The organism is Oceanobacillus sp. AG, assembly GCF_009746545.1.
Classification (GTDB): domain Bacteria; phylum Bacillota; class Bacilli; order Bacillales; family Amphibacillaceae; genus Oceanobacillus; species Oceanobacillus indicireducens.
Window position 1 is genome coordinate 250371 of sequence record NZ_WOWT01000002.1, and the last position, 26528, is coordinate 276898.

The 26528-nt window shown below is 35.3% G+C and carries 25 protein-coding genes and 2 pseudogenes; 24 read left to right on the forward strand and 3 right to left on the reverse strand.

Annotated features, from left to right (window positions below):
* Positions 1-68: 68 nt before the first annotated feature.
* The 16 genes and pseudogenes from GN217_RS01115 to GN217_RS01175 form a co-directional block, all read left to right on the forward strand.
* Complete coding sequence (locus tag GN217_RS01115; protein ID WP_232334285.1) at positions 69-1676, forward strand: zinc-binding metallopeptidase family protein; 1608 nt, start codon at positions 69-71, stop codon at positions 1674-1676.
* Positions 1677-1759: 83 nt separating this feature from the next.
* On the forward strand, positions 1760-3214 hold the full coding sequence (locus tag GN217_RS01120) for a BCCT family transporter (RefSeq protein ID WP_198042547.1): 1455 nt from the start codon (positions 1760-1762) through the stop codon (positions 3212-3214).
* A 1795-nt stretch (positions 3215-5009) separates the two neighbouring features.
* On the forward strand, positions 5010-5120 hold the full coding sequence (locus GN217_RS18825) for a UTRA domain-containing protein (protein ID WP_232334286.1): 111 nt from the start codon (positions 5010-5012) through the stop codon (positions 5118-5120).
* A gap of 92 nt (positions 5121-5212) precedes the next feature.
* Positions 5213-5362 (forward strand): UTRA domain-containing protein, encoded by a 150-nt coding sequence (locus tag GN217_RS18830; RefSeq protein WP_232334287.1) that lies wholly within the window; start codon positions 5213-5215, stop codon positions 5360-5362.
* A 278-nt stretch (positions 5363-5640) separates the two neighbouring features.
* Entirely contained in the window at positions 5641-5805 is a 165-nt protein-coding gene (locus GN217_RS01130; RefSeq protein WP_156854448.1) for a phosphoheptose isomerase family protein, read from the forward strand.
* Between the two features lie 195 nt (positions 5806-6000).
* Positions 6001-6867, forward strand: coding sequence for an HAD family hydrolase (locus GN217_RS01135; RefSeq protein ID WP_156854449.1), 867 nt, complete (start codon positions 6001-6003; stop codon positions 6865-6867).
* A gap of 195 nt (positions 6868-7062) precedes the next feature.
* The gene (locus GN217_RS01140) at positions 7063-7830 is read left to right on the forward strand and encodes a DeoR/GlpR family DNA-binding transcription regulator (protein WP_156854450.1); all 768 of its coding nucleotides are present in this window, start codon (positions 7063-7065) and stop codon (positions 7828-7830) included.
* 11 nt (positions 7831-7841) lie between these two features.
* Positions 7842-8270 carry a galactose-6-phosphate isomerase subunit LacA gene (gene lacA, locus GN217_RS01145; RefSeq protein WP_156854451.1) on the forward strand — a complete coding sequence of 143 codons (429 nt, stop codon included), beginning with the start codon at positions 7842-7844 and terminating at the stop codon, positions 8268-8270.
* A 13-nt stretch (positions 8271-8283) separates the two neighbouring features.
* Complete coding sequence (gene lacB / locus GN217_RS01150; RefSeq protein WP_156854453.1) at positions 8284-8799, forward strand: galactose-6-phosphate isomerase subunit LacB; 516 nt, start codon at positions 8284-8286, stop codon at positions 8797-8799.
* A 47-nt stretch (positions 8800-8846) separates the two neighbouring features.
* Complete coding sequence (locus tag GN217_RS01155; protein WP_156854455.1) at positions 8847-9323, forward strand: PTS sugar transporter subunit IIA; 477 nt, start codon at positions 8847-8849, stop codon at positions 9321-9323.
* Positions 9323-9625, forward strand: a complete 303-nt coding sequence (locus GN217_RS01160; RefSeq protein ID WP_156854457.1) for a PTS fructose transporter subunit IIB — start codon at positions 9323-9325, stop codon at positions 9623-9625. Before GN217_RS01155 ends, GN217_RS01160 begins: the two co-directional genes overlap by 1 nt.
* A gap of 28 nt (positions 9626-9653) precedes the next feature.
* Positions 9654-11072 (forward strand): PTS galactitol transporter subunit IIC, encoded by a 1419-nt coding sequence (locus GN217_RS01165; RefSeq protein ID WP_156854459.1) that lies wholly within the window; start codon positions 9654-9656, stop codon positions 11070-11072.
* Positions 11073-11154: 82 nt separating this feature from the next.
* Positions 11155-11256, forward strand: coding sequence for a class II fructose-bisphosphate aldolase (locus GN217_RS19130; protein WP_255454322.1), 102 nt, complete (start codon positions 11155-11157; stop codon positions 11254-11256).
* Positions 11243-11485 carry a class II fructose-bisphosphate aldolase gene (locus GN217_RS01170; protein ID WP_255454320.1) on the forward strand — a complete coding sequence of 81 codons (243 nt, stop codon included), beginning with the start codon at positions 11243-11245 and terminating at the stop codon, positions 11483-11485. Before GN217_RS19130 ends, GN217_RS01170 begins: the two co-directional genes overlap by 14 nt.
* Positions 11486-11577: 92 nt before the next feature.
* Positions 11578-11709: pseudogene (locus tag GN217_RS18835) on the forward strand (tagatose-6-phosphate kinase); the annotation flags it as partial.
* A 216-nt stretch (positions 11710-11925) separates the two neighbouring features.
* Positions 11926-12027 (forward strand): annotated as a pseudogene (locus GN217_RS01175) (transposase); the annotation flags it as partial.
* A gap of 557 nt (positions 12028-12584) precedes the next feature.
* Here the strand turns inward: GN217_RS01175 and GN217_RS01180 are convergent.
* Positions 12585-13157 (reverse strand): sigma-70 family RNA polymerase sigma factor, encoded by a 573-nt coding sequence (locus GN217_RS01180; RefSeq protein ID WP_232334288.1) that lies wholly within the window; start codon positions 13155-13157, stop codon positions 12585-12587.
* A 641-nt stretch (positions 13158-13798) separates the two neighbouring features.
* Here GN217_RS01180 and GN217_RS01185 point away from each other — a divergent pair.
* The 6 genes from GN217_RS01185 to GN217_RS01210 all read left to right on the forward strand — a co-directional run bounded on the left by GN217_RS01185 (position 13799) and on the right by GN217_RS01210 (position 20674).
* Positions 13799-14128 carry a hypothetical protein gene (locus GN217_RS01185; protein ID WP_156854461.1) on the forward strand — a complete coding sequence of 110 codons (330 nt, stop codon included), beginning with the start codon at positions 13799-13801 and terminating at the stop codon, positions 14126-14128.
* 136 nt (positions 14129-14264) lie between these two features.
* Positions 14265-15767: an argininosuccinate lyase gene (gene argH / locus GN217_RS01190; RefSeq protein WP_156854463.1), complete on the forward strand. Its 1503-nt coding sequence runs from the start codon at positions 14265-14267 to the stop codon at positions 15765-15767.
* 12 nt (positions 15768-15779) lie between these two features.
* On the forward strand, positions 15780-16505 hold the full coding sequence (locus GN217_RS01195; RefSeq protein ID WP_156854465.1) for a GntR family transcriptional regulator: 726 nt from the start codon (positions 15780-15782) through the stop codon (positions 16503-16505).
* Positions 16506-16521: 16 nt separating this feature from the next.
* Positions 16522-17586 (forward strand): TAXI family TRAP transporter solute-binding subunit, encoded by a 1065-nt coding sequence (locus GN217_RS01200; RefSeq protein WP_156854467.1) that lies wholly within the window; start codon positions 16522-16524, stop codon positions 17584-17586.
* 35 nt (positions 17587-17621) lie between these two features.
* The gene (locus GN217_RS01205) at positions 17622-19580 is read left to right on the forward strand and encodes a TRAP transporter permease (protein WP_156854469.1); all 1959 of its coding nucleotides are present in this window, start codon (positions 17622-17624) and stop codon (positions 19578-19580) included.
* Positions 19581-19609: 29 nt separating this feature from the next.
* Positions 19610-20674 (forward strand): NAD/NADP-dependent octopine/nopaline dehydrogenase family protein, encoded by a 1065-nt coding sequence (locus GN217_RS01210; protein ID WP_156854471.1) that lies wholly within the window; start codon positions 19610-19612, stop codon positions 20672-20674.
* Between the two features lie 916 nt (positions 20675-21590).
* Here GN217_RS01210 and GN217_RS01215 read toward each other — a convergent pair.
* Both GN217_RS01215 and GN217_RS01220 read right to left on the reverse strand, forming a co-directional pair.
* On the reverse strand, positions 21591-22439 hold the full coding sequence (locus GN217_RS01215) for a MurR/RpiR family transcriptional regulator (protein ID WP_156854473.1): 849 nt from the start codon (positions 22437-22439) through the stop codon (positions 21591-21593).
* Between the two features lie 144 nt (positions 22440-22583).
* Positions 22584-23648, reverse strand: a complete 1065-nt coding sequence (locus GN217_RS01220) for an NAD/NADP octopine/nopaline dehydrogenase family protein (protein WP_198042549.1) — start codon at positions 23646-23648, stop codon at positions 22584-22586.
* Positions 23649-23822: 174 nt separating this feature from the next.
* On the opposite strand from GN217_RS01220, the gene GN217_RS01225 reads away from it, so the two are divergent.
* Both GN217_RS01225 and GN217_RS01230 read left to right on the forward strand, forming a co-directional pair.
* A complete protein-coding gene (locus GN217_RS01225; protein WP_370459684.1) occupies positions 23823-24773 on the forward strand; it encodes a hypothetical protein in 951 nt (316 codons plus the stop codon).
* Between the two features lie 46 nt (positions 24774-24819).
* On the forward strand, positions 24820-26217 hold the full coding sequence (locus tag GN217_RS01230) for a sodium/glutamate symporter (RefSeq protein WP_156854477.1): 1398 nt from the start codon (positions 24820-24822) through the stop codon (positions 26215-26217).
* The last annotated feature ends 311 nt before the right edge of the window (positions 26218-26528 follow it).

Sequence of the window (26528 nt, forward strand, 5' to 3'; positions counted from 1 at the left end):
TGAAAAAAGGATATATAGTGATAGAGCCCTGTAGGTGCTTATATTAAAATGGTGAAAAGGTGGTTACTATGGCAACGCTAGGAGAGAAGTTGATTACAGACGAAAAACAAATGATCATGGATTGGGTAGATAAAAATCAATCCAAACTTTCTAATTGGAATCAAAAGATATGGAATTATGGGGAAACGGCTTGGAGAGAATATAAATCCTCCAAGTGGTATATCAAGCAATTGCAGAAAGAAGGGTTTACTGTAGAAGAAGCAAGTGGAGGTATGCCTACTGCTTTTTGCGCGACATGGCAGAATGGCGATGGGCCTGTTATTGCCGGGTATGCCGAATATGATGCGGTACCAGGAAATTGTCAAGCAGCAGATACGGTTGAACGTCCAAGAAATGGTTTGAGTAAATACGCAGGCGGACACACAGATCCTCATTCTGCATTGGGTATTGGGTCCTTTGGAGGATTTCTAGCTGCAAAAGCGGTCATGGAGAAATTCGATATTAAAGGAAAACTAAAATTCTTTGGAGAGCCTGCAGAAAAAGTAAGAGGCTCGAAGCCAATTCACGCTGCGAAAGGATATTATGATGACCTTGATGCAGCAATTAGTTTCCATCCATTTTATATGTTGCCATTATGTAACACGACACGATGGAATACACATTGTGCAGTTGCGTACTCCGTTATGTACACGTTTACATGTGATGAACCGGAAACGTGGCTGTCTTCTGGAGATGATTCGCCAATCCCGGCATCTCATGCATCAGTTCGTGCACCGGGGGCGACGGATGCAGTTGTACAGATGTATACATTATCCAAGATGTCTAGGGAACACATGCTACCACACAACTTGGGGTGGAGCGTGAATGAGACGATACTAAATGCCGGACAAGCAACTGCAGATAATATCCCTGGTCAAATGGCACAAATCTACTATTTCATTCGGGTTCCAGACATTAAAATGGCGGAAGATGTAGTTAAAGTCCTTGATCAAAATGCGGAAAGTGCCGCTAAATCTGCACATTGTAACTGGAAGAAAGAATGGATAACCAAATCCAGAGCAGGCCTTGAAAACCATACAATGGCAACAGTCACATATGAGAACTTGGAAATTGCTGGTCCTCCGAAGTTTGAAAGGGATGCGATTAAGGTGGCGCAGGAAATTCAAGAAAACCTTGGATTGGAACCAATGGAGGAACCATATTTAGATGAGGTTGAAAATCTCATTCCACCGGAGGAAGCGGAGAAGAAGATTCGGGAAACAATTCCAGGTATCCAACGTCATTTCACTTCGGACGATTATACGGAATATTGCTGGCATGCTCCAACAGTACGACTGTATATTGGTAGACCGGCACTAAAGTCACCAAAGCCGGGATATGCTTATCCAGCATGGGTGATGAATGCGTTGGGTGGAATTCGAGAATGTATCGATCCAATGATTGAGAGCGCATCCAAAACAATTGGAATGACGATTATCGATTTATTAACGAAACCGGAAGTATTAAAACAAGCACAGAATGAATTTAGGGAAAGAACCGGTGGCGGCATAAAGGGTAGTGAATGGCAAGAGCCGCTGTGTGACTATGAACCTCCTATTCACTATCGTTGGCCAGAATATGTAACAACTGCTCGTGGAAAGGATCAGTGGGTCATCCCAGCAGAAGGGGACAAGTAAGGGGAAGGGAAGCCTACTAAAATAGTAGTAGGCGTAATCCTTTCTTGGAGTTTCTTATCTATAAAATCTAAAGGGGAATGGGGATGCGGAAAAATTTTGTTGTTATTGCGTCGCTTGCATTTACTGCTCTATTTGTAGGTTTTGGTATTGTTGTACCAGAAAAACTAGGTGATGTTGCTTCGTATATTTTATTTACTTTTATCGGGGAGTATTTTGGTTGGTTCTATATGTTTGTTGCTTTATTCTTTGTGGTTACTTGTTTATTCGTAGCTTTTTCCAAATACGGGAATATTCGTTTAGGTAAAGATACAGACCGTCCCCAGTTCAATACGTTTACATGGATTGCGATGTTATACAGTTGTGGACTAGCTATTAGTCTTTTCTTCTGGGGTGTTGCTGAGCCGGTATTAATGTACTTGGAACCACCATATGGTGATGGGGGAACAAAGGAATCTGCGGAAGTTGCAATGCAATATACGTTTTTTCACTGGGGGTTTCATAGCTGGGGAACCTATGCGATTATTGGGTTAATCATGGCCTATTTTCAATATCGAAAAAATACGCCACCATTGATCAATCATACCTTACAACCTTTATTAGGGAAGCGGGCATTCGGTCCAATTGGAAAATTCATTAATATTTTAGCAATCTTTGCAGTAATTAGCGGCATTTCAACTTCACTAGGACTTGGCGTAAACCAAATGGGAGCAGGTTTTGAATATGAATATGGTATTGCAAATAACACAGTAAATAACATTATCTTAATTGTTATTCTAACAATTATCTTTACTGCTTCAGCAAGTAGCGGTATAGAGCGGGGAATTAAGTGGTTATCTAATATTAATATTGTAATCGCCTTAATGATCTTAGCAGCGGTTTTCTCCCTTGGTCCGACCGTTAAGGTTATGGAAATACTTTTTACATCAACTGGTAATTACTTAAATAATTTTATAGACATGAGTTTTCACCTAGAACCATTTCTTAATGATTACAGCTGGCAAGCAGGCTGGGATTTCTTCTATTGGGGTTGGGCAATTAGCTTTGGTGTATTTGTAGGACTATTTTTCGCTCGTATATCCAAGGGAAGAACGATTAGGGAATTTATCCTTGGAGCGATGATTGTTCCAACAATTGCCACGATGATTTGGTATGGGACATTTGGTGGAACCGCCCTCTACAACATTATTAACCTTGGAAACACAGAACTTTCCAATCAAATTTTAGAAAATATGGATACAGCCTTGTTTTATTTTCTAGAGTTATTCCCTGCATCACCAATACTCATTCTCATGACTTTTATTTCGGTAATTATTTTCTTCGTTACCTCAGCCGACTCAACTGTTTATGTATTAGGTATGTACAGCGAAGAAAGTACGAATCCGTCGAATAGAAGTAAAATTTTATGGGCAATGGTCATTGCAGGTGTAGCAATTGCATTACATTTAACAGGGGGATTAACACCACTCCAAACTGTATCAGCCGCCGCAGGGCTTCCATTTTCAATTGTAATTACTAGCAATGACGATATCTTTTTTTAAATCATTGCGGAGAGAGGCAATGGTTGTCGATCATGTAAGCAAAGAAGAGGTGGCGTATGATGGTGAAGAAAATAAGGCGGAGATAAAGCAGAAGAGCTCTTGAACCAGAATGTATGTCACTTCTTTGTTTGTTCAAAAATTTTCATCTCCTTTCCTTGTCAGATAGACGAGAAAAGGAGATGAAAACTATTGAAACTTTGTTACGTTTCGAAAGCTTGACCCTGCACAATCAGCTTCCCCGATAACTGTCATCTTATGGTAGTTCATCCCTTGGACTCCTTCAAGTTTACTAACATTATATTTAAAGGCATGCACCGAATGAATTTATTGAGCTGAACCGTTTAAAAGCTATAACCAAAAACAATCGCTGCATTTACTTCGGACCGGTGTAAGGAGAGTATTGGGGAAGCCGCAATTAGGTAAATAAATGAAATAGAAACAAGATCATAGGATCAAAAAAACAGTTATTCCAGTGAGTTTGTTTTGGTATCTGACTACTATGATGAAAAAAGAAATTTTTATACGCGAATCAGCATATTAAGTTGTTGGCGGATCACAGAGTAATTTATATTCATACGTAAAGTGAAGAAGATATAATGCCTTAACCTACTTCGAAGTGATTTCATGCTAGCAAAGAGTTAGGTGAAATTGCCACAAAGGAGGTTTTATCTAGAGTTGACTCCTATAAGATATCATTAATTGCCAAATGCGTAAAAGGCAGTGCTATTATCTACAATTTTTAGTTGTGTTTGCCATAAACAACTTGCTTAATAACTATTTTTTAATATTTGATGTTTAATCGAAAATGGAGTCACCCGATACCATATTGGCTTTTAGTCATAAAATGGCCAATGTACATTATTATACGATTCAGCTTCTTATCACCTTCTTTTGGTTCAATAGATCTTACATACATAATCCTTCCAAACGTTTTTTAGAATAGAATGTCCTTGTTTAAATCCATAGCAATTTTCATGTGTATGGGCTTTTGAGAGTATATTATGCAGTATCCATCTTTGTACATTTTTTAATTTTGCATTGAGAATATAAATTAATCTCGATCTACCCATATAGGTTTAATCGGAGCTGGGATGAATACTTTAATATAGAAAGAATGTATCGAACGGAAGTATATAAAAGGGAGTTAAATCATAAAGAAAGTGAATGGATTAGAGTTTACTATCCAAGAGATTAGACTCGCCAATAGTATCACTGGAAATATCCTTCTTTAAAAAGTTTAAAAGAACTTGAAATGCAAGAAGAGTCAGTTATAGTACTGTGGCTCTTTTTTCTTTACTTTCGTTCATTATTTTTATATTTAGCGGGTCAGAATCTAATAAATATATGCTAATAACTTTACAATATTAAGATCTTATCTTATGCTTTAAATGTGTGGTAATAACCACTTGTGGCAATAAGCTACCAAAACTGTAAAACGGGATAACCGAGGGGGGATCTACTCTCGTGAATAGAAAAAATAGAGTTCCACTATATTTACAGTTTATGGAACAATTGATTTACAAAATAAACAAAGGTGATTACCGCGAACATGATAGACTACCATCTGAGCGTGAATTATGCGATATATCAATAAGGAAAGCATTAGGAACTTGAAAGAGAAGGGTATATTTATAGGTTGCATGGTAAAGGAACGTTCGTCGCATCTAAATCTTATAATCAAAAACTTATAAAGTTGTATAGTTTTACTGAAGAAATGAAAAGACTGGGCAAAAAAACCAACTACTAAAGTAATATCGTTTAAAAAGATTGCTGTTGAAAACATTTTGCAGATAAAATGAAGCTCGAAATACTAGATAACGTCTATCAAATTAAAAGAATTCGACTGGCGGATGATGAACCATTGGTGTATGAAACTTCATTTTTATCATGCACCGTGTTCCCTTAATTAAAAGAAAAAGATTTACTTGATAAACTGATGTATGATGTTTTTTATTGATAAATATAAGAAAGGAGTCACAAGAGTTACTGAGCATTTTAATGCAACAACAATACGGCAAGAAAAATTCAGAAACACAAGAGGGTCAGCCGGCAATGTTAGTCAAGCACTTGGCTTATCATGATGACAAGTTAGTGGAGTATACGATAAGTGTTGCTCGTGGTGATAAAATGGTTACACAGTTGAGTTAACTTAGGTGGAATCATAGGCGAATATAAGTAAGCTTTCAATTACCTAACTGGTCATTACATCATAACCATTTTAGGACAAATAATTGGGAGGTTCTAGAAATGTTTAACATATCACAAGAAGAACTTGGAGAGAAATGCGCTTATTGCTGCAACGGGAAATTTATCAACAACCAGCCATATGGAAAAATGGTCAGTTCTCTACAATTGGGGTTCCGATATGGGCTAAAATCAATTTTTAAATGAGAGGACTGTTGTTGTTTTATTTTTATTTTTATCTCATGACACGAAAATATGATATGGACATTTTAAGAGAAATAGCAGCAGAAGACGACAAAATACATGTGATTGCTTTAGCAGATAAAGTTAATGAAGAAACAAAAGAGCTAGCAGACTGGGGGAGGCGAATAAAGGGGATCAAACAATCGAAAGTGATTTTGATTTAGAAGCTATATATTATCTTTGCCCAAGCGTTAGCCACTAAGAAGTCGCTCCAACTAGATATTGCACCAGATAACCCAAGTCCATACGGACGTATTAATTGCGTTGTAAAAGGAGTAACGATTTACGAGAGAGAAAAATAGTATTCGTTTCGACTCTTTAAACTTTTTTATAAAAGCTAAGAAGGAGATATAACCAATATGAGAATAACAGCGATTGCTTTAGATATGGATGGAACGCTTCTCGATTCAAAAAATCAAATCCAAGAAAATACCATTGAAATATTATCCGAACTACGCAAAAAAGGTATAAAAATATTTCTAGTAACAGGAAGAACAAGGAAAGAAATAGAAGAGATCATACCGAATGATTTTCCTTACGACGGTGCAGTAACATCTAATGGAATGGGATGTTATACACGAGAAAAAGAAGTTATGCAGTATCATTTGGATGATAGATTAGTAGAACATGTAATAGCGCTTGCACAGAAATACAAGGTATATTATGAAGTCCATTCTCAACAATGTGGTAGACATGCTTTAGAAAAAGATAGAAAAATGATGGAAACAGAAATCGAACAATCAGTGCCTGATACTTTAAAAGAAAATGAATATTTTTCAAGACAAAAAGCAATTGAATCAGGTATTAGCTGGGTGAATCAACTAGATTACAAAAATATTGTTAAGATATATTTTTTTAGTATGTACCTCGAAAAAATTGAGATGTGGAAAGAAATGCTTGATAACATGAAACAAATCAAACTATTTTCTACATCATCTTCCACCTTGCATAATGTCGAAATGATGAGAGAGAACGTTTCCAAAGCGACAGGCTTAAACGTGTTACTTAGACAATTTAACTTAACCGCAACTGAAGTAATGGCGATTGGTGATGGTGAGAATGATTTGACGATGTTCGAATTGTGTTCGATTCCAATTGCAATGAAGAATGCGCCTGACATTGTAAAAGAAAAAGCGCACTTTGTAACAAAGGAGACTCATGATAACCATGGTTTATACTTATTTTTGAAGGGCTGGAAGGAAAAAGGATATTTCCCAGGTTACTAACAGAAGAAGCTATCTTTAATTTAGATAGCTTCTTTTATTTTTACTAAAATTCATAGTATTTATAAAGTACAGTTGTGAAAAATGTTTGAACAAACATTTTAATGCTTGAATAAAACGCTTTCCTAGTTTATAATAACATTAGTAAACAAAAACAAACACTTTAAAACAACCTGTGCGGATGTAAGGAGGGAAGAGATGCTGAAGAGTAACCGCCAACGACAAATTTTTAATTTAGTTGAAGAAAAGGGATTTTTGAAGGTTTCCGAAGCTTCCGAGTTGCTGGGTGTTGCAGAGATGACGATTAGGCGTGATTTAGTAGAGTTGGAAGATAATGGTTTGATTGTAAGAGTCCATGGGGGCGCGAAGAAACTTCAAAAGCAAAACAGCCAATATATAGAACTGTCGCATATTCAGAAAAAGTCCTTGAACATTGAGGAAAAGAAACATATCGCAAAGATAGCGGCAAGATTGATCGAAGAAGAAGATGTTATTTTTATAGGTGCAGGGACAACTACAGAGTATATATATGATTTTATTAATGTAAATACAGTAAAGGTTATCACAAACTCCATATCAATTTTTAACCGTTTTAAAAGTGATTCCCGATTTGATCTTATATTGATTGGTGGGAAACTTCGTGAAAGAACAGGAAGTTTTATTGGGTATTTTACTAGGAAGATGATTCAAGATATCAAAGTTAATAAGGTTTTTATCGGAGCTAATGGAATCAAAGGTAATTACATTACTACCGCAGAGGAAGAAGAAGGAGTTATACATCAAATTATCCTAAATAACTCGGATGAAAACTATGTTTTAGTTGACAACACAAAATTCGGGATTGAAGCATTTCAAGTATTAAGTAATGTCACTGATGTTACTGCGGTTATTACAGATTGGAAAATTAAACCCCAATATGAAGCTTATTATCGTGGTAAATGTAAAATTATAAAAGAAAAAAGTTAGGAGGAAAGAGGATGAAAATAGCGATTGGCAGTGATACTAAAGGCTTTGAATTAAAAGAGCATCTGAAAGACTACCTCACCGAACATGGATATCATGTTTACGATGAAACACCTGAAAAAGAGGTGGATTTCTTTGAGGCAACGACTAGAGTGATAGATTCAATCAAGGGTAATAAAGCAGATAGGGGAATTGTAATTGATGAATATGGTGTCGGTCCGTCAATGGTAGCGAACAAATACAAAGGAATTATTTGTGCGAATACAACAGACGAACACTCAGCTTTTATGACACGCGGACATAATAATACAAGCATTATTACTATTGGTTCAGGTATTGTCGGGGAGAAACTCGCAGAAAAAATAGCAAAAACATTTATAGAAGCTGATTATGACGGTGGGCGACATCAAATCCGTGTAGATATGTTAAATAAAATGTGTTAGGAGTGAAGTGGAAATGAAGATTTCAATTGGGTGCGACCATATTGTAACTGAAGAGAAAAACCATCTCGTTAAGTACCTAAAGGAAAAAAATCATGAAGTGATAGATAATGGAACGTATGATAAGGAGCGTACCCATTATCCAATATACGGAAAGAAAACAGCGGAAAAAGTTGTTTCTGGGGAAGCAGACCTTGGAATTGTAGTTTGCGGAACTGGAGTAGGTATTTCTGTAAGCGCTAATAAGGTGAGAGGTGCACGTGCTGCACTTGTAGCTGATGTGGAAACAGCAAGATATGCTAGGGAAAACCTTAATGCAAATGTTATTGCTGTAGGTGGCCGTATTGTAGGAATGGGATTAATAGAGAATATTATAGATGTGTTTTTAGAAACAGAATATAACAAAACAGAGGAAAACGAAAGAATGATAGAAAAAATAGATGCTTTGGCAGATAACACAGAGCAAATGAATAATCAAAAATACTTCGATGAATTCATTGAAAAATGGGATCGCGGTGAGTATCACGATTAGTGAGGAAATAAAAGAACTTCCTCACTTTTGGGGAAGGAGGATTGTCGATGTTAGTTGATACATTGTATGATAGAGAACTTATTTTAAAAAGTGATGCTCAGACACAGGAAGAAGTTTTTAAAGAAATTGGTGCTTTTCTATTAAAGAAAGATCTTGTAAATGAACAGTTTACTGATGCAATTATAGAAAGAGAAAAGAATTACCCAACAGGATTAGATTTGGCACCGGTTGCTGAACAATTGCCAAATGTAGCGATACCTCATACGGAGACAGAGTATTGTAAAAGTAAAGCAGTCGTATTTGTGAAATTGAATAATCAAATTACGTTTCATAATATGATTAACCCTGATGAGACATTAAGAGTAAAATATCTATTTTTCATCATTAATAATGAAAAAACAAATCAAACAGATGTACTATCAAATATTATGGCTTTTATAACAAATAAAGAGAACATGAGGACATTGGAACAATTGGACACAGCTGAATCTATTTATAAATTTTTAATAGGGAGAGATGAATAATGATTAAAATTTTAGCAGCCTGTGGAGCAGGTATTAATTCAAGCCATCAAATCAAGTCAGCTATCGAGGAGGAAATGAAGAAAAGAGGTTATAAGGTTAAAGTTGACGCAGTTGTAGTAAAAGACATTACGAAGAACATGATCGATGAGTATGATATTTTTACCCCGATTTCAAAAATTAATTTCAGTTTCGAGGTAAAAATACCTACAGTTGAAGCTGGTCCGATATTATATCGTATTCCAGCTATGGCTGACCCTGTTTTTTCCGAAATAGAAAGCGTTATCAAGGAGTTAGGAAAATAATAATCTCTGGAAAGGAGAGCAATAACCAATGGATGCAATAATCAAATTTGCTAATGCTATTTTCCAGCCAATCATTGACCTTGGTGCAGCACCAATGATGTTCATTTTACTTTCCTTACTTGCAATTCTGATGAAAGTAAAGGTAAGTAAAGCCCTCGAGGGTGGTCTGAAACTAGCCATTGCTTTAACAGGAATGGGTGCAGTTATCAATATCCTAACAAGCAACTTTGCTCCCGCTTTAGAAGATTTCGTAAAATCCACTGGGATTGAATTGAACATTACCGATGTGGGTTGGGCCCCTCTTGCAACAATTACTTGGGGCTCTGCATATACCTTGTTCTTCTTAATGATTCTTGTTATTGTGAACCTTGTTTTAATCCTTATGAACAAAACGAATACACTCGATGTTGATATATTTAATTTTTGGCACTTGTCTATTACAGGTTTACTGGTAATGTATTATTCTAACAATCTTTTCATTGCAACTGTACTTGTTGTTGTGCTGGGTGTTATGAAGTTTATCAATGCCGATGTAATGAAACCTACATTTAATGATCTATTGAGTATGCCTAAATCAAACCCGACAACAACAACTCATATGAACTTTCTATTAAACCCATTAATTATGCTGTTTGATAGATTTTTCGATAAAGTCTTACCTTTCCTTGATAAATATGACTTTGATGCAGCTTGGCTTAATGAGAAAATTGGTTTCTGGGGAAGTAAATTTGCAATTGGTATCTATCTAGGCGCGTTTGTTGGTCTCCTAGGACAACAATCAGCAACAGAAATTTTTGCCTTAGCATTTATTGGCGGTACTGCACTTGAGCTATTCTCTATTGTTGGAACATGGTTTATTTCTGCGATGGAACCGATTTCAAAGGGAATTACCGATTTTATGAGTAAACGTCTAAAAGGAAGAACATTCAATATTGGTATTGACTGGCCATTCCTGGCGGCTCGTCCGGAAATGTGGGCTGCGGCTAACGTTTTAGCCCCAATTATGCTAATTATTGCCTTGTTCTTACCCGGCAACGGTATTCTTCCGTTAGGTGGTATCATTGCTATCGGTTTAACTCCAGCATTGCTAGTTGTTTGCCGTGGTAAAATTATTCGTATGATTTTGATCGGTGTAATTATGATTCCAGTATTCCTATGGTCAGGGACAGCAATCGCACCATTCGTTACGGATGTTGCAGCCAATGTTGGCGCAATGCCATCTGGAATAGAAGGCGGGGCACTTATTACGCATTCCACACTTGAAGGCCCTGTTGAGAAGTTTATAGCTATTTTGGTGGGGAAAGCAAGTGATGGATTTGAGTTCAGTTCAGTTCTAGCTGCATTAGCAGCCCTGGCAGCATATATAGGACTTTTCACTTGGTATGTTAAAGAAATGAAAAAACGAAACAAGGAATATGAAAAGAAAGAGCAAAATGAAGTTGCTTAATTAATGAATCGGCAAAAGTTTGAGGGCATATCAGTTTTTATCTTGATATGCCTTTATCCAATTGTAAATAGGAGCAGTAACTATTGGAACAGGGCATGGTGTTTATGAAACGGAGCCTAAAATCGATTTTGAGCGTTTAGAAAAAATTAAAAATTTAATTGATATCCCAATTGTTTCTTCATGAAGCCTCAGGAATTTCTAAAAGTGATGTTCGTAAATGTATTTCATTGGGATGTGCAAAGGTAAATGTATCTACCGAACTGAAAAAACCTTTTACTAAAGCTTTACGTGAGTCTTTAATTGAAAATCCAAACGAAACGGACATACGAAAATACATGTGCCCTGCAAAAGCAGCAATGAAAGAAGCGGTAATCGAGAAAATATTAATTTGTAAAAGTTATGGTAAAGCCTAGGCGGAAAGATTATAAAAAAGCAGGAACAGGGCGTGAAGCACAAAAGCTTTATATTCCCTGTTCTTGCTTTTTCTTAAGGGAGAGGTGTTGGAATGATTTTAACTGTTACATTAAATCCATCGGTTGATATTAGTTATAAGCCCGAACACTTTAAGGTCTGTTCAGGAAACCGCGTTAAAGAAACCTCTAAGACAACTGGTAGAAAAGGTCTTAATGTTAGAAGAGAATGATCCAAAACAACTCATTCCATATGCCTTATCGATGGGAGTTTTGAAAGCGATGGAAGAGAAAACAGGAACATATTAATCCTGAAAAGGTCAATTGGTGTGTGGAACAAATAGAATTAAAAGAGATATTATTGTACGAAGAGTGAGGGGGGATCTCATAGACACGTTTGATTGATACATTGACGGATCAATCTGATCCTATGAATTGCATAGATAACGGAAAATCCGTATCTTCAATACTTTATTGGTCTTTTTGCCTTTCAAGAGGAAACGCCGTTTGATGCATCCCTGATGACTCACTTTCGCAAACACCTGGACGCATCCATCATCAACCAAGTGGAATGTTGTTTTGTTAACGAGGATTTACAGAAGACTGTTTTAATTGAATAGCAATCAACTATTTATAATAAGTATAGCGTTTTTGATTATGGAGACTATATATTTTTAGCTTGGGTTATAAGGAGGGGATTTTAGAGGTAGCTGTTTATTATAAAGCTAATGATAGGACGTTGTATAAAGGATTAATTGAGTTTTTCGGACGGAATTAGCCAGTAAATGCGGGGGATTTATATACAATAAATGTTGATGATTAAGCCAAAGATAATATTTAAATATGGAGATCCGCCACCACTGACTTAACTTTTGTCCGTGTAGAAGATGTGTGTAGGTGAGGTGTAAATCATGCTGCCTTTTTCTTCCTTTTTACTATAGTAACTACTCACTAGCTACACCTAATTGCCCAGAAAATTGACTGCAAAACTTATCCTCATTTTGATGGTAAGCATGTCAAAGAAATCGAGGGAAGCACTAGATTCAATTGCTTCCCTCGTATATGTTTCATTCTATGAATCTACACTCTATACACTACTCTTCTACGTCTCCAGATCATTTAAAATAAATTTCTTCAAACCCGTATCTTTCCTCAGTTTCCTCCTCGCCTCTTTCGCCCAGCCTTTCACTGCTTCAATAGAGGCCTCTTCTTGTTTTGCAATTTCTTTTATTGTCAGGTCCTCAATTACATAATACTTTAGCCATTTCCATTGCTTCTCCGTTAATAAGTCTCTGATGTGTTTCCAAAGATCGGAGTTATGTTTTAAATGTTCGTCTAAACTTGATCCCTCAAGGGTTGCATTGTTTGCCTTATGGAATATTTCTGTATCGAATGCTCCTTCTTCGTCTTTAGAGGCAAGCACTTCTTTTTCTATTCTACGACTTTCTTTTCGAATCGAATCAATTAGGCGATTGCGAATCATGAAGTTGAAATACGTACCTAGCGGACCTTTATTTGGTTGATACTTTTCATAAGCTTTCCACATTCCAATTAAACCTTCTTGGAAAAATTCATGGTGGGGGTCTCGGATGTTTAACTTGTGGAGGTGATAGTGGATGCGGCGTTCGTTCTGTTCAAAGATTTCCTCAAACGTAAACTTCTGTTTCTCCATCATGTTAATATCTCCCTCGTATATGTATTTATACTTATAATCGACTATTAACAGCAAAAAGGGGTGAAGTGAGTCTAAAGGAAGTGGGGTGTTAATTTTTTAGGACTATAAGCATATCCCATTATTTACAATATAGGAAATTATTAGCGGAAAGTAAAGGGAAATTGAAGTATTTCCTCTAAAAATCGTTCGACATTATTCGGTATTGTTAGCGAATATTGTCGATCCTGTTGATGAAAAAATATTATACATGGAGTGATAGAGATAATTGTTAAGCAGATTTGATAGATTGAAACGTTGTGTCTGTGGAATGCGAAGGTGATGAAAAATTGAGATCAGCGGTGGGATAGGCGGAAATTAATTTGATCTGTTGTGTTCATATTTGGAATCTCTTCAAATAAGTATGTAAGATGTATGATGCAACCTACGTCATGGCGCTCACTCCTTAACTAACTCCTAACAGTGCATCATCTATTCATACTGCCTTCCTCTGCTTTGGTCGGACCGTATTTTTGAGTCAGTTAAAACCTTTCTTTTGTTTCGTTAACGGGACTTATTGCGGAAGGGTGCTTTTATTGAATAGTAATCAATTTTTACAATAATCATAACATCATTTAATCCAGAGGAATCAAAAACAAGGGGCATTGGATGTGAATGTCACGGTATTAAAGATAATCTTCACATCTAGGATAGGGAAAAACATAGTAGCTGCTGCACATGGCCTGGAAACGATTGATACACTCACTAGATTTAAGCGTATTAGAGCGTGTATAAAGAGGTTTGAAGTAAGAGGGGGGAGGAGTTTTCTGTTTGACTCTGGTTATTTAATTGGTAAGTTTGTGCGGGATAAGGAAACAGTACAGGCTTGTTTATTGATTGCAGATGTTAACGTTTTATTTCGTTATGTAATGAAGGGGTATGTAATAGCGAAGAAAGAAATTAAAGTCATCAATATTTTTAAAAAATACCGATAATTAAATAAAGTTTTATTATAAAAAGTATTGCGTTTCAATTAAACTCGTGGTAATATTTTTTCAAATACTTTGTACGTACATACTAACATATGTACAAAGGTATTATTTATAAAAATATCATTTGGAGGGGTTAAGAATGAGAGAAAGATTAAAAACAAAGCCGTTAGAGGAAATCGTTGAGAATATTTTCGTTCCAAGTATTCAAAATGATATTAATAATTATTTTATGAACATGATTATTGCGAGTAAGGCGCATCTTATCATGTTAGTTAATGAAAACATCATTAATGAAGAGAAAGGTAAGGTGATACTGGAAGTATTAAACGAAATGGAGGAAACAGGAGATGGAATTTTAGAAATTAATCCAGAACTTGAAGATTTATATTTCAATATCGAGAATTATATCGTAGAAAAATTGGGAATGGAGATTGGTGGAAGTTTACACACTGGCCGAAGTAGGAATGACTTAAATGCAACGGTGTTTAGAATGAATACTAGGGAAAAAGTGTTGGGAATTTTAAATGATTTAAACGAATTACGTAGTGGCCTTATAAATTTGGCGGATGAGAATGTAGATGTTGTAATGTCAGGCTACACACATATGCAACCAGCCGAACCGATAACTTTTGCACATTACATTTCCGGAATATTGTTCTCGTTGGAAAGAGATTTTTCAAGGTTAGAACATGCGTATAAGAATCTTAATTTCAGTCCATTAGGATCCGCAGCAATTGCTTCTACATCGTTTCCAATCGATAGGATTTTTACAGCAGAATTACTAGGTTTCGATAACATTACCTTTAACTCTTTAGATAGTGTAGCTTCTAGAGATTTTGTTTTAGAAATTCTTTCAGCTCTAAATACGACATTAATAACATTAAGTAGGCTCAGCCATGACTTTTATATTTGGACTACTGCAGAATTTTCACTAATAGAACTAGAGGATTCTATAGCTGCTGTTAGCAGCATCATGCCACAGAAAAAGAATCCAATTATTTTAGAACATATTAAAGCTAAATCAGCACATATACAGGGTGCATATGTTTCGGCTTCCAGTTCGTTGAAAAATACGCCATTCGGTCATACAAGAGATAGTAGCGTGGAAAGTATAAAGTTTTTTGAAGATGCATTAGAAGAAGCCAAGAAGGCACTTATCTTAATGAAAGTAACTGTAACATCTATTAAAGTGGACAGAGATTTAGCATATAAACGCTGTGCTTCTAATTTTTCTACAGTTACTGAATTAGCTAATATGTTGGTGAGAGAAGAAGGTTTATCATTTAGAATGGCACATGGTGTTGTTGCTAAATTTGTTAATCAAAAAATTAACTCTAGTGAATTATTAAATGATAATGACCAAGAAATATTACAATATGCTTATAAAAGTGTTGTTGGGGAAGATGGTAGCCTTTCGAAGGGTCTTATTGAATTAGCATTAGAACCTCTTCAAAATGTATCGAAAAAGAAAACACTTGGAGGACCTGCGCCATCTGAGGTGAAACTTCAGTTAAAAAGATTGAAAAATAACTTAGTTGAAGACCAAAAATTATATTTAAATAAGAAAAAACAAGTGGAAAATAGTAAAGACATCTTGGATGAGAAAGTAAGTCGTTTAATTCAATCAGCAAATAAAGTATGAGGGGGTTATTACATGGATGAGAATAACGGAATTCCTTTGTATTACCAATTAAAAGAGTTGATAAAAGAAAATATTAGTAAGGGAGTTTGGAAGCCGGAAGAAAAAATACCAAATGAGATTGAGTTAGCTGAACAATATAATATCAGCAGATCAACTGTTAGGCAGGCAATATTACCATTAGTTAGAGAAGGTTTACTATACCGTAAACAAGGCAGAGGGACATTTGTTTCGAAACCGAAACTTGCCGCAGACTTCATAAATTTCTATTTACCTAGAGAGTTAGGGAATAAACACGTTTTGGTTAAGCTAAAGGAGATTGAACCGTCTGATTTTGTCAGGGAGTCATTAAGAATTGACGCTACACAGAAAGTATATGAATTATCTCGTATCAGATATATTCAATTGTCCAACGAAGAACCAGTAGCAATTGAAAAATCGTATATAGCTTCTGACTTAGTTCCGAATTTTACCGATCATACATTTGATGGGAGGTTACATGATTTACTAGCTGATGAATATGGTATCAAGATTGTTAATGCGGAAAGTTATATAGATCCTGTGATCGTGGATGAATATGAGGCAAGCCAGTTAGATGTAGAACCAGTGACTCCAGCTTTGAAAATAACAAGAATTGCAAAGCAATTTAACGAAGAACCTGTAGTTTTAACAATTAGTATCATTCGAGGAGATAGGTGTCGAATATTCCTGAAATCGGAACAGCCCGTAAATCAAATGTGAAAGGTTGGAGAGTATATTGATTAAAAAAAACTTATTCATTATTACAATTAGTATAATGGTTGTTTTCGTACTTGCTGGCTGTGGCTATGAATTGAATGAAGGTGAAGAAGAAAATGAAGACTTAGAGGTAGATGATGCGGTATCGGTGGCAGTTTCTGACTTTAGTTTAAAAGATGAGGAGAGCAGACTGCTATTAGGTACCTCCAGTCAAGGAGGAACTTATTATGTTTGGGGCGGCGGTTGGGCCAAGATAATGGGTGATAGTATTCCGGGATTAGATATATCTGTCGAAGTAACAGGAGGCCCAGTAACCAATGTACAATTGATTGATCAGGGAGAAATGGACATCGGTTTTGTTACAACTTGGCTCGGTGGCGAGGCTTATGAAGGAATAGGTTGGGCAGATAAAAAATATGATAATTTCGGATCACTTTTCCCTATGTATCCGAGTATTTTATATTTGTATAGCTTACAAGATATTCCAATTGAAACAATTCAAGATATTAATGGGAAACATATTAGCGTTGGTCCCCCAGGATCAACAAGTGATATAGCGGGACGTGCCGTTTTAGACAATTTGGGGATTGAAACGAGAGAAATAAGTGCATTACCAACTAATACTCAAGTAGATAATCTAAAAGATGGTTTAGTAGATGCTAACTTTGCAGTTGCAGGAGCGCCAGGTCCGTTTATGTTGGATTTAGAAGCTACCCATGATGTAAGACATATCGAGTTAAGCGATGAAGAGATAGATAAAATGCTAGAAGACTACCCATATTGGACTACTTATGAGGTTCCATCAGATATGTATAAAGATTTAGATGAAGATATTACACAAATAGCTTTTTGGAACGTGGCGATAGCCTCTCTAGAACTTTCAGAAGAGTTAGTATATGAACTTGTGAAACAAACTTTTGAAAATCATCAACAATTATTAAATGTTGATCCTACTTCTAAGGATACATTAGCCGAAAATGTGATTCATAACGGGATGCCCCTTCATCCGGGAGCATATAAGTATTATAAAGAAATAGGAATTGAAATTCCCGATGAACTTGTCCCTCCCGAGAAGAATGACTAGTAGTATCAATTACTCTGTAAAGGATGTGCCTTATTATGGATGAATTTCAAGGTAATTCTGTTAAGCAAGATAAAGATAATTATAAAGATGTTCAGGAGCTGGATCGCGAGAGTAACACAAGAGATTTAAAAAAAGTGTATCGTTATATCGTCGTATCAATCGCAGTAGCAATGTCTCTTTTTCATATTTACGCTTTGGGGATTAAACCTGTTACTCCTTGGGTTTTATATTCAGTTCATTTAGGAATGGGGGCTGTATTAGTATTATTCTTATATCCAATGAGTAAAAAGAGTAAGAGGGATAGTATTAATCTATTAGATGCAACTTTAATTCTACTAATCATAGGGGCAACTGGCTATTTAATCATTAATGGTGATGAGTTAGTTTATCGTATTGGAATTAACCCGACAAATTGGGATGTAATAGTCGGCACAGGTATTTTATTGGTTGTATTAGAGATAACGAGGCGTACATGTGGATTACTTTTGCCCATAATTGCAGTAATATTCATTATATATGCTAGATTCGGTGAATATGTACCTGGAATTTTAGGGCATAGAGGTTATAGTTGGGATCGCATTATCAGTTATTTAAAGGGGATGGATGCTATATTCAGTGTTCCATTAGCAGCTTCCGCTACCTTCGTATTTTTGTTTATTGTATTTAGTTCATTTGTCCAGGTATCTGGGGCAGGGAAATTCTTTATTGATTTTGCCATGAGTTTGACAGGTAAAACAAGAGGTGGTCCAGCGAAAACTGCTGTTGTAGGAAGTGCGTTATTTGGAACCATAACAGGGAATTCCGTCGCAAACGTTGTATCATCTGGGGCCTTTACTATTCCACTAATGAAGCAAACAGGATATAAAGCGAGATTTGCAGCAGCAGTAGAAGCAGTAGCGTCTACCGGTGGACAAATTATGCCACCTATATTAGGCTCTGCTGCCTTTATCATGGCTATGTTAGTTGGCGTGCCCTATTCAACCATTGTTATAGCATCAATTATTCCAGCATTATTGTATTTCGCATCGATATTAATTATGGTTGATTTTGAAGCAGCTAAGAAGGGACTTAAAGGATTACCCGCTTCTAAATTACCTAAACTTGCTGAAGTTATGAAGAGATTTCATTTAATCATTCCTTTACTTGTTTTAATTTTTATCTTGGTTATTCTACAGTTCAGCCCGATAAGAGCTGCACTCTGGGCAATTGCTACATGTATTATCGTTTCGTTATTTAGAAAAGATACAAGAATGAACTTAAAGAAAATTGTGGAAGCGCTTTCGAGTGGAGCTCAAAATGCTCTACAAATGATTGCAGCATGTGCAACAGCTGGAATTATTATTGGAGTCTTAAATCTGACAGGTAGTGGTTTAAAATTTGCTAGTGTAATTATTTCATTAGCTGGAGATATGTTGCCGGTTGCCTTAGTTCTAACAATGATAGCTACGATTATCTTGGGTATGGGATTACCCACTACGGCAGCATATTTGATTACAGCAGCAGTTATTACACCTGCCCTCGTTGAACTAGGAGTTGATCTGCTACTAGCTCATATGTTTGTATTTTACTTTGCATGTCTATCTGCAATTACTCCACCTATTGCTTTGGCATCGTACGCAGGTGCGGGAATAGCGAAAGCAAAGCCTTTAGAGGTTTCATTTACATCTGTAAAACTAGGCTTGGTTGCTTTTATCATCCCTTACATGTTCGTATATGGTCCATCGTTATTAGGGATTGGTTCACCGACTGCAATAGCGTTATCAATAGCTACATCTTTAATAGGTGTCTTCGTGTTAGGATGTGCTTTACAAGGCTGGTTCTGGGGGAAACAAGCAAATATGGTGTTACGGGGTCTATTGTTCATTGCCTCCATAGTATTAATTTACCCAGGTGTTATTAGTGATTTAATAGGGTTTTCTCTAATTTTAGTTTCTTTTATCTTAAGATATAGCGTTTACAAGTATCAAACCGTAAAAGGTGAAAAAATAGCATAATGTTTATTAAATAAGGAGGAGTTAAAAAGATGAATATTGCAATTATTGGAGCGGGAAATGGTGGTCAAACAATGGCAGCTCACCTTACATTAGAAGGTCATAAGGTGAAACTATACGATATAAATGAAAACTTAATTTCAGAATTAAATAATGTAGGAGGAATTCATTGTGATGGTATGATTAAAGGGTTTGCACCTGTTGAGGCTACTACTAATCTTATAGAAACACTAGAAGATGCGGAAGTTATCATGTGTACGACCAATGCAAACTCCCATTCCAAGGTTGCTGAATCTGTTGCACCTTACGTTCAAGACGGTCAAGTTATTCTAATTTTTCCTGGTTACTGGGGAGCATTGGAGTTCTCCGAAGTGCTAGATAGAGCGGGGAATAATAAGCGAGTTTACGTTGCGGAAACAGAGTCTTTAATCTATGCATGTAGGTATAATAAGCCTGGTTATGTCACAGTAAGAGGGGTTAAAGAAAAATTAGAGTTTGCCACTTATCCATCCGAAGACGTGGGGCAAGTGAAATCAAAATTGGAAAAAATATATCCACAATTATTACCGAAAAAAAGTGTGATTCGAACATCCTTAAATAATGTGAATCCGATATTTCATACCCCTATAACTCTTATGAATGTAGGTTGGATTGAATCTGAAAAAGACTTTTACTTTTATCCAGAGGGTGCTTCACCATCCGTTGTAAGAGTGATGGAGAAATTAGAAGCGGAACGTTTAGCCCTCGGTAAAACAATTGGTGTTGAATTATCCTCCTCCTTAGAATTACTTCATCGTTTTTATGGTGTGAAAGAAAATACATTATATGAGGCAATTAATAAAAACAAAGCTTATCAGACAGGAAAAGCTCCTACAACCTTAAAATACCGTTATATATATGAAGACATTCCATATGGCCTTGTCCCTATCTCTGAATTGGGAACAGCATTAGATGTACTAACACCATGTACAGATTTGCTTATTGACTTAGCAGAAATAGCTGTTGGTGAAGACTTAAGGGAAAGTGGAGTTAAATTAGAAAGGTTCGGGTTAAAGGATATGACAAAAGGTGAAATTATTGAACTATTGAATTATTGAATTACTAAGTAGAATATATAGATAGTTTCAAAAGAAGTGATAAAAATAGGATCTCCTAAAGTTGAAGAAAATGAAAAAATTAAAAGTAGCGATATGCACAATGGTATGTGCCATATTGCTACTTTTTCCTTTGTTGCAGCAACCATGCTCTTCCTTTTTTTGTTTGACTGAGTCGATTTCACTTCAATTTGTAAGAAGTAGTATCATCGAAATTCACAATGGCTCGTGTATGTAATAGACTATTTCAATGTTTTCGAACTATAGATGAAATTTACAGTAAAAGTGATAAAATATTTAATAGGTACTTAGTTAGGAATGGAGAGGTGATTTCTTTGTTAAAAGATGAAATACTAAATCATTTGGAGCAGCTAACAGCTAACATACACCTTATCAGAAAATAGTGACTTAAAAATGTTTACGGCTGCCTCGGTAAGTAGTAAGTAGGTATTTTAACTTAAAAAGAAATACAATTAGTCATTATTTAAATCTGCTATATGAAGAGGAGCAGTTAATAAAAATTAATACCAGACCGGTTTACTTTTTTCATCGATCAGTAATAGAGAATAAGTACTTTCCTTTTGAAAAAACAAAATTTAACCAGGCGATGAAATGTTTCGGTATATATCTTTATCCATGAGTGAAGAAAAAGATTTATTTAGTTCGTTAATAGGTAGGGGGTTAAACAACAAATAGAAGCTAACCAGGGAGTTATCTTTTTGAATGAGGTACATCGGTTTTTGCTTCGCAGTTTATTTTACACTTCAGAGTATCCTTTTAATCCCCGCCGATAATTGATTAAACATTAATTATCGGCGGGGATCTGATCAGGCTGGAACACCATTCTTTACCTATGCATTTTCACTTTTAACTGATCAAAATGAATGTTTTTTAAAAGCATCAGTATGATTACACATTATTAATCTGTAATACCAAATCGCTCGTTAAGTAGTTTAGTATCTTCAATGTACTTTAGTAGTTCGGCTTTATTTTCTAGAGTAAATAAATATATAAGTATATCAATAATAAATACTGTTCCTATATGTGAATTGGAATAAGAATGAGAATCCACACTCGTTAAGAGCAAAACTTCAGCATTTTTACCTATATTATTACTATGTGAGTTTGTTATTGCAACTTGTGGAATACCTTTTTCATTTAAATAATCACTATACAATCTCATTCTTTTTGAATAGGATGGAATTGAAATGAAAAGCACTAGATCTTTGTCATTTAACTTTCGAATATAATCTAATGATTCAACTGATTCTCCATCCATAATTTTTGAATTACCAAAGAGTTCATTTAAGTGTACGTTTAATGTATAGGCCGGCCCATAAGAGTTTTGTCTAGCTAATATAAGAACTCTTGCTGCATCTTTAATTTTATTTATAAATTTAACAAACATATTAATGGAATTATTTTTAAATACATCATCTATATTTTCTAATGATTTATTATAGACATTGAGTAGATCTGCGTTTATATTTTTAAAGTCTTTAGATGCACTTATCTGCTCGTTAGCAGGATAAGCTAATCTAGATTTTAATATTTTTTGTAGTTCTTTTTGAAAATCTGGAAATCCAGAAAACCCTAAGTCCTGCGAAAACCTAACAACAACAGATTCACTAGCTTTAGCATTTTTTGCCACTTTTGATGCTGGTAAGAAAGCTGCTTCTAACCAATTATCTAAAACATAGTAAGCTACTCTTTTTTTTGCCTCACTAAGTGTCTCCAACGATACTTGAATCTTCTCAAATAATGACATAGCTACCTCTCCAGTATACTTTATTCATTAATTCTATCCTAACATAGTTAAATCAACAGTGTTACAAATATAAAAAATCAATGGGATTAATAAATTATTATCTAATGTGATACTAATGATTTTACTATGAATCGAAAAATATAATTATTTATTGATATTAGGAAGAGCGGGGAACATTGGCTCAATTTCCATGTGTTCTATCCTTCTTCCATTTTTTATAAAGTCAAAGTTGTATAATTTTGAGGCTAGATTAATTATAGAATTTATTATTGGGGTTTCTAAATCAATTATCTGTGCTAATTCTTTCATCGGTACAAGCCCCATAGGAATATCTTCCATAATATACCTTGAGTTTATCTCGGTGGGAGCTAGGATGTCTTTATAGATATTGTTCATTTGTATTGATTCGTACAGAGTTTTTCCAGCAACTCCATAATTAAAATTAACCCATTCCCTTGCAGAAGGTATTTGTAATCCAAAGGCTTGAGCTATTGATAGCCTTTCCTTGTCTAATGACTCTAATAAATTAGCAATTGATGGACTGATACCTTCATGATAATATTTGAAGCTTTCTTTGTTATCGATTCTGGTTAAGTTAAATAAAAAAGGGATGGGATGAAAAACGGCTCCAATATTGCTTAAGCTGGTAGATATCACATCAATACTATTATGGAAGTGTGGTAAAAGTTTATTTAATTTATTGCTTATTTCCTGGGAAGCGTGTTTAGGAAGTGAGGCTATACCTACACTTTTTTTGATTCCATGAATTACTATTTCAGTTGAACTGTTTTTTCTAGCAGCAAATAACATGGTTTCCGCTTCGGCTATAATGTTCTTTTTTCCTACTGAGTTAAATATTTTTTTGAATTCCATTGCCCCACCAGTTCTTCCCGGATGTAATACTACAACTTGATTCTCCTTTATAACTTTTGATAAATCAATTGCAACAGATCTATGTGCGTAAGCTGGAACTACTATAAATATATAATCAACATTATTAATACCTCTTTGCAGATTATTTGTAGCCAAATTAAATTTTACTTGTTTAGAAACTCCATTAGAAATGATTGTTATCTTCTTATTGTTTTTCTTAATTGGCTGGACAACACTCTCTTGGTTGTCAAATAAATTAACTTTAAACCCCCTTTCAATAAGCATTCCTCCAAATGCTAGACCACCATTACCAGCCCCTATAATGAGAATCTCCAATTTATTTCCTCCTAAACAATAATTATTGTTGCTTTGCAAGAATAATTGTGATAAATTAAATTATATACTAATTCTGAAAAGGGGGAAAGTAATTTGTTTTCAAATGTATTGTTTTTAAACCAAGAGGATGTAAAAAAGTGTGGGGGAGAGGATATGTCTCTTGCTATTGAAGTAATGGAGAGCGTTTTTTCATTGCATCAAAAAGAAGATTATGTACTACCCAATAAAAGTGTATTGCGTTGGGGAGACATAGATTCAGAAACCACACGTGGGAGAGTAAATTCAATGCCAGCTTCTATTGGAGGTGAATTTCAATCGGTTGGTATAAAGTGGATTTCCAGTTCTCCCACTAATCCCGATAAATATGGATTACCAAGGGCTTCGGGGATTATTATATTAAATGATTATGAAACCCTGTTTCCTAAAGCGATAATGGATGGTATGTTATTAAGCGCGATGCGAACTGGAGCAAATTCAGGTGTCGCTGCTAAATATCTAGCGAGAGAAGATTCTAAAGTTTTGGGATTGATTGGTGCAGGTGCGCAAAATAAAACACAATTAATGGCTATGAAGAGTGTTTTGAAAAACTTAACCGAAGTGAAAATAAATGACCTTAATAAAGAACGTGCCCATCTATTTGCAGAAGAAATGAACGAGAAAGTAAATTTACCAATAAAAGTAGTTGATACAGCTGAGGAAGCAGTAAGAGGATCTGATGTTTTCATTACTGCAACAGTTTCTAAAACTCCAATAGTAAAATATGAATGGATTGATAAGGGATCCCTATATTTACATGTTGGAAGTCATGAATGTGAATATGAAGTCATCGAAAAAGCAGATAAAATCGTAGTTGATGATTGGGAGGAACTAAAACATAGAGGTGTCGAAACTATTTCTTTGATGTATGCTGAAGGGGAATTTAATGAAAGTAGGATTGATGCTCAACTCGGTGAAATAGTCAATAATATTAAACATGGAAGAATGAACAACGATGAGTTTATATATTTTAATAGTGTAGGAATGGGGATTCAAGATGTTGCATTAGCATCGGTTGTTTATGAAAAAGCAGTGGAGAAAAAAATTGGTAAACAATTAAATATGTGGGGAAATCCGACTTTTGCTTAATGTGTTGTAAGTGCTTACAAAGATGCTAATATAAGGAGGGGAAGGCATGATACCAACAGAGGCAATAACATCAGGAACGCTTAATAGCCTATTATTTTACTTTTCAGTTATGGGGTTACTTTTAGTCTTTGCTACGTTTTTAAGATTAAAGATAAAAGTATTGAAGAAGTATTTTATTCCAGCATCGTTGTTAGCTGGATTTATAGGTTTACTCTTAGGCCCATACGGAGTCAAACTTTTTTCTGAAGAAATGGTTAATACTTGGGGAGCGTTAGCAGGAATATTAATATCAATTGTGTTCGCTCCCATGCTTATGGGAATGAAGAACGAAAAACAAAGTGGTACTGGGAAGTTAGTAGGTAGGCATTTGTTATATAGCTATACTGGTAGTCTGCTACAATTGTCAATACCGCTTATTATTGCATCTTTGATTTTAATACCATTATTTAATTTAAATGAAATGTTTGCTTCTATTATTGAAGTGGGCTGGGCAGGTGGACACGGAACTGCAGCCGGTATGATTGAGGTTTATAATAACCTGAATTGGTCTGATGGTGCCTCACTGTGTGTTACATCTGCTACTTTTGGAATAGTGATTGGAATAATTTCCGGAATTATAATGATAAACCACGGTGTTAAAAAAGGATATACGTCAGTTATAAAAAAACCGGAAGAAATGAAAAATAAAGATAGCGATGTCATTCCGTTAAACAACCAAAAATCAAGTTCAGTGAACACATTAAATCCAGATTTAGTAGAAGGTTTTGCTTTCCACGCTGGTCTTATCTCGATTGCGATACTTCTTGGTTGGTTTATGCAACAAGCAATCGCAGTATTTGTTCCGGGAATACCACTTTTCCCAATGGCTATGATTGGTGGATATATTATTAATATGATTATATCGAGAACAAAGTATTTTGAAATGATAGACGTAAACACAATGAACCGTATTCAAGGGATTGCATTAGACTTTCTTGTACTGGGGGCAGTAGCATCGATACAAATTCCTATTGTTGTTGAATATGCACTTCCATTAATAATTCTATCTGGTATTACACTAGGCATGATGATTTGGTACTTTTATTATCTGGGAAGACGATTCTTCCCAGAGGATTGGTTTGAACATTCAATCGTACATTATGGAGCTTATACAGGAGTGACTGCTATAGGGCTAATGTTATTGCGAACCGTAGATCCAGAAATGAAAACAGATTCTGGTAAGGGTTTTGCATTAAGAGCACCATTTTATAGTCCTTTTTTGGGTGGTGGATTAATAACAGCTATGGTACCAGTTCTAATGTTAAGCAGCAGTTCTTTAATAGTAGGCATATCATCCTTAGCTATACTGATTGTATTATTAATAATTGGTAAGTTACTTGGTTTAATTCAAAAACCACAAGAAGATAAAAAAGACGTGCCTTCCTCAAATCGAAATGTAGTTTAAAGTTAAAAGGGTAAATAATGAGGAATTAAGTCATTGTACGAAGAAAATAAATCCGTTAATAAATTAGAATATCACGAATATCCCGAAGAAACTTACCTATAAGAAAGAGGGATAGAGATAAAGATACTTTTGCGAAGTGATATTTCTTTTCCAAATAAGCAAACATTATAGATAAGCATCCAACAAACCCACACATGTGCCTTCGTGTGGGTTTGTTTAATCCCCCCTACTTATTGATCACTCACAAGTAACAGGTACAGTTTCTGCATTTGTTTATTCTTCTGGGGAACTGTCTAGCTCTGATTCGAGAC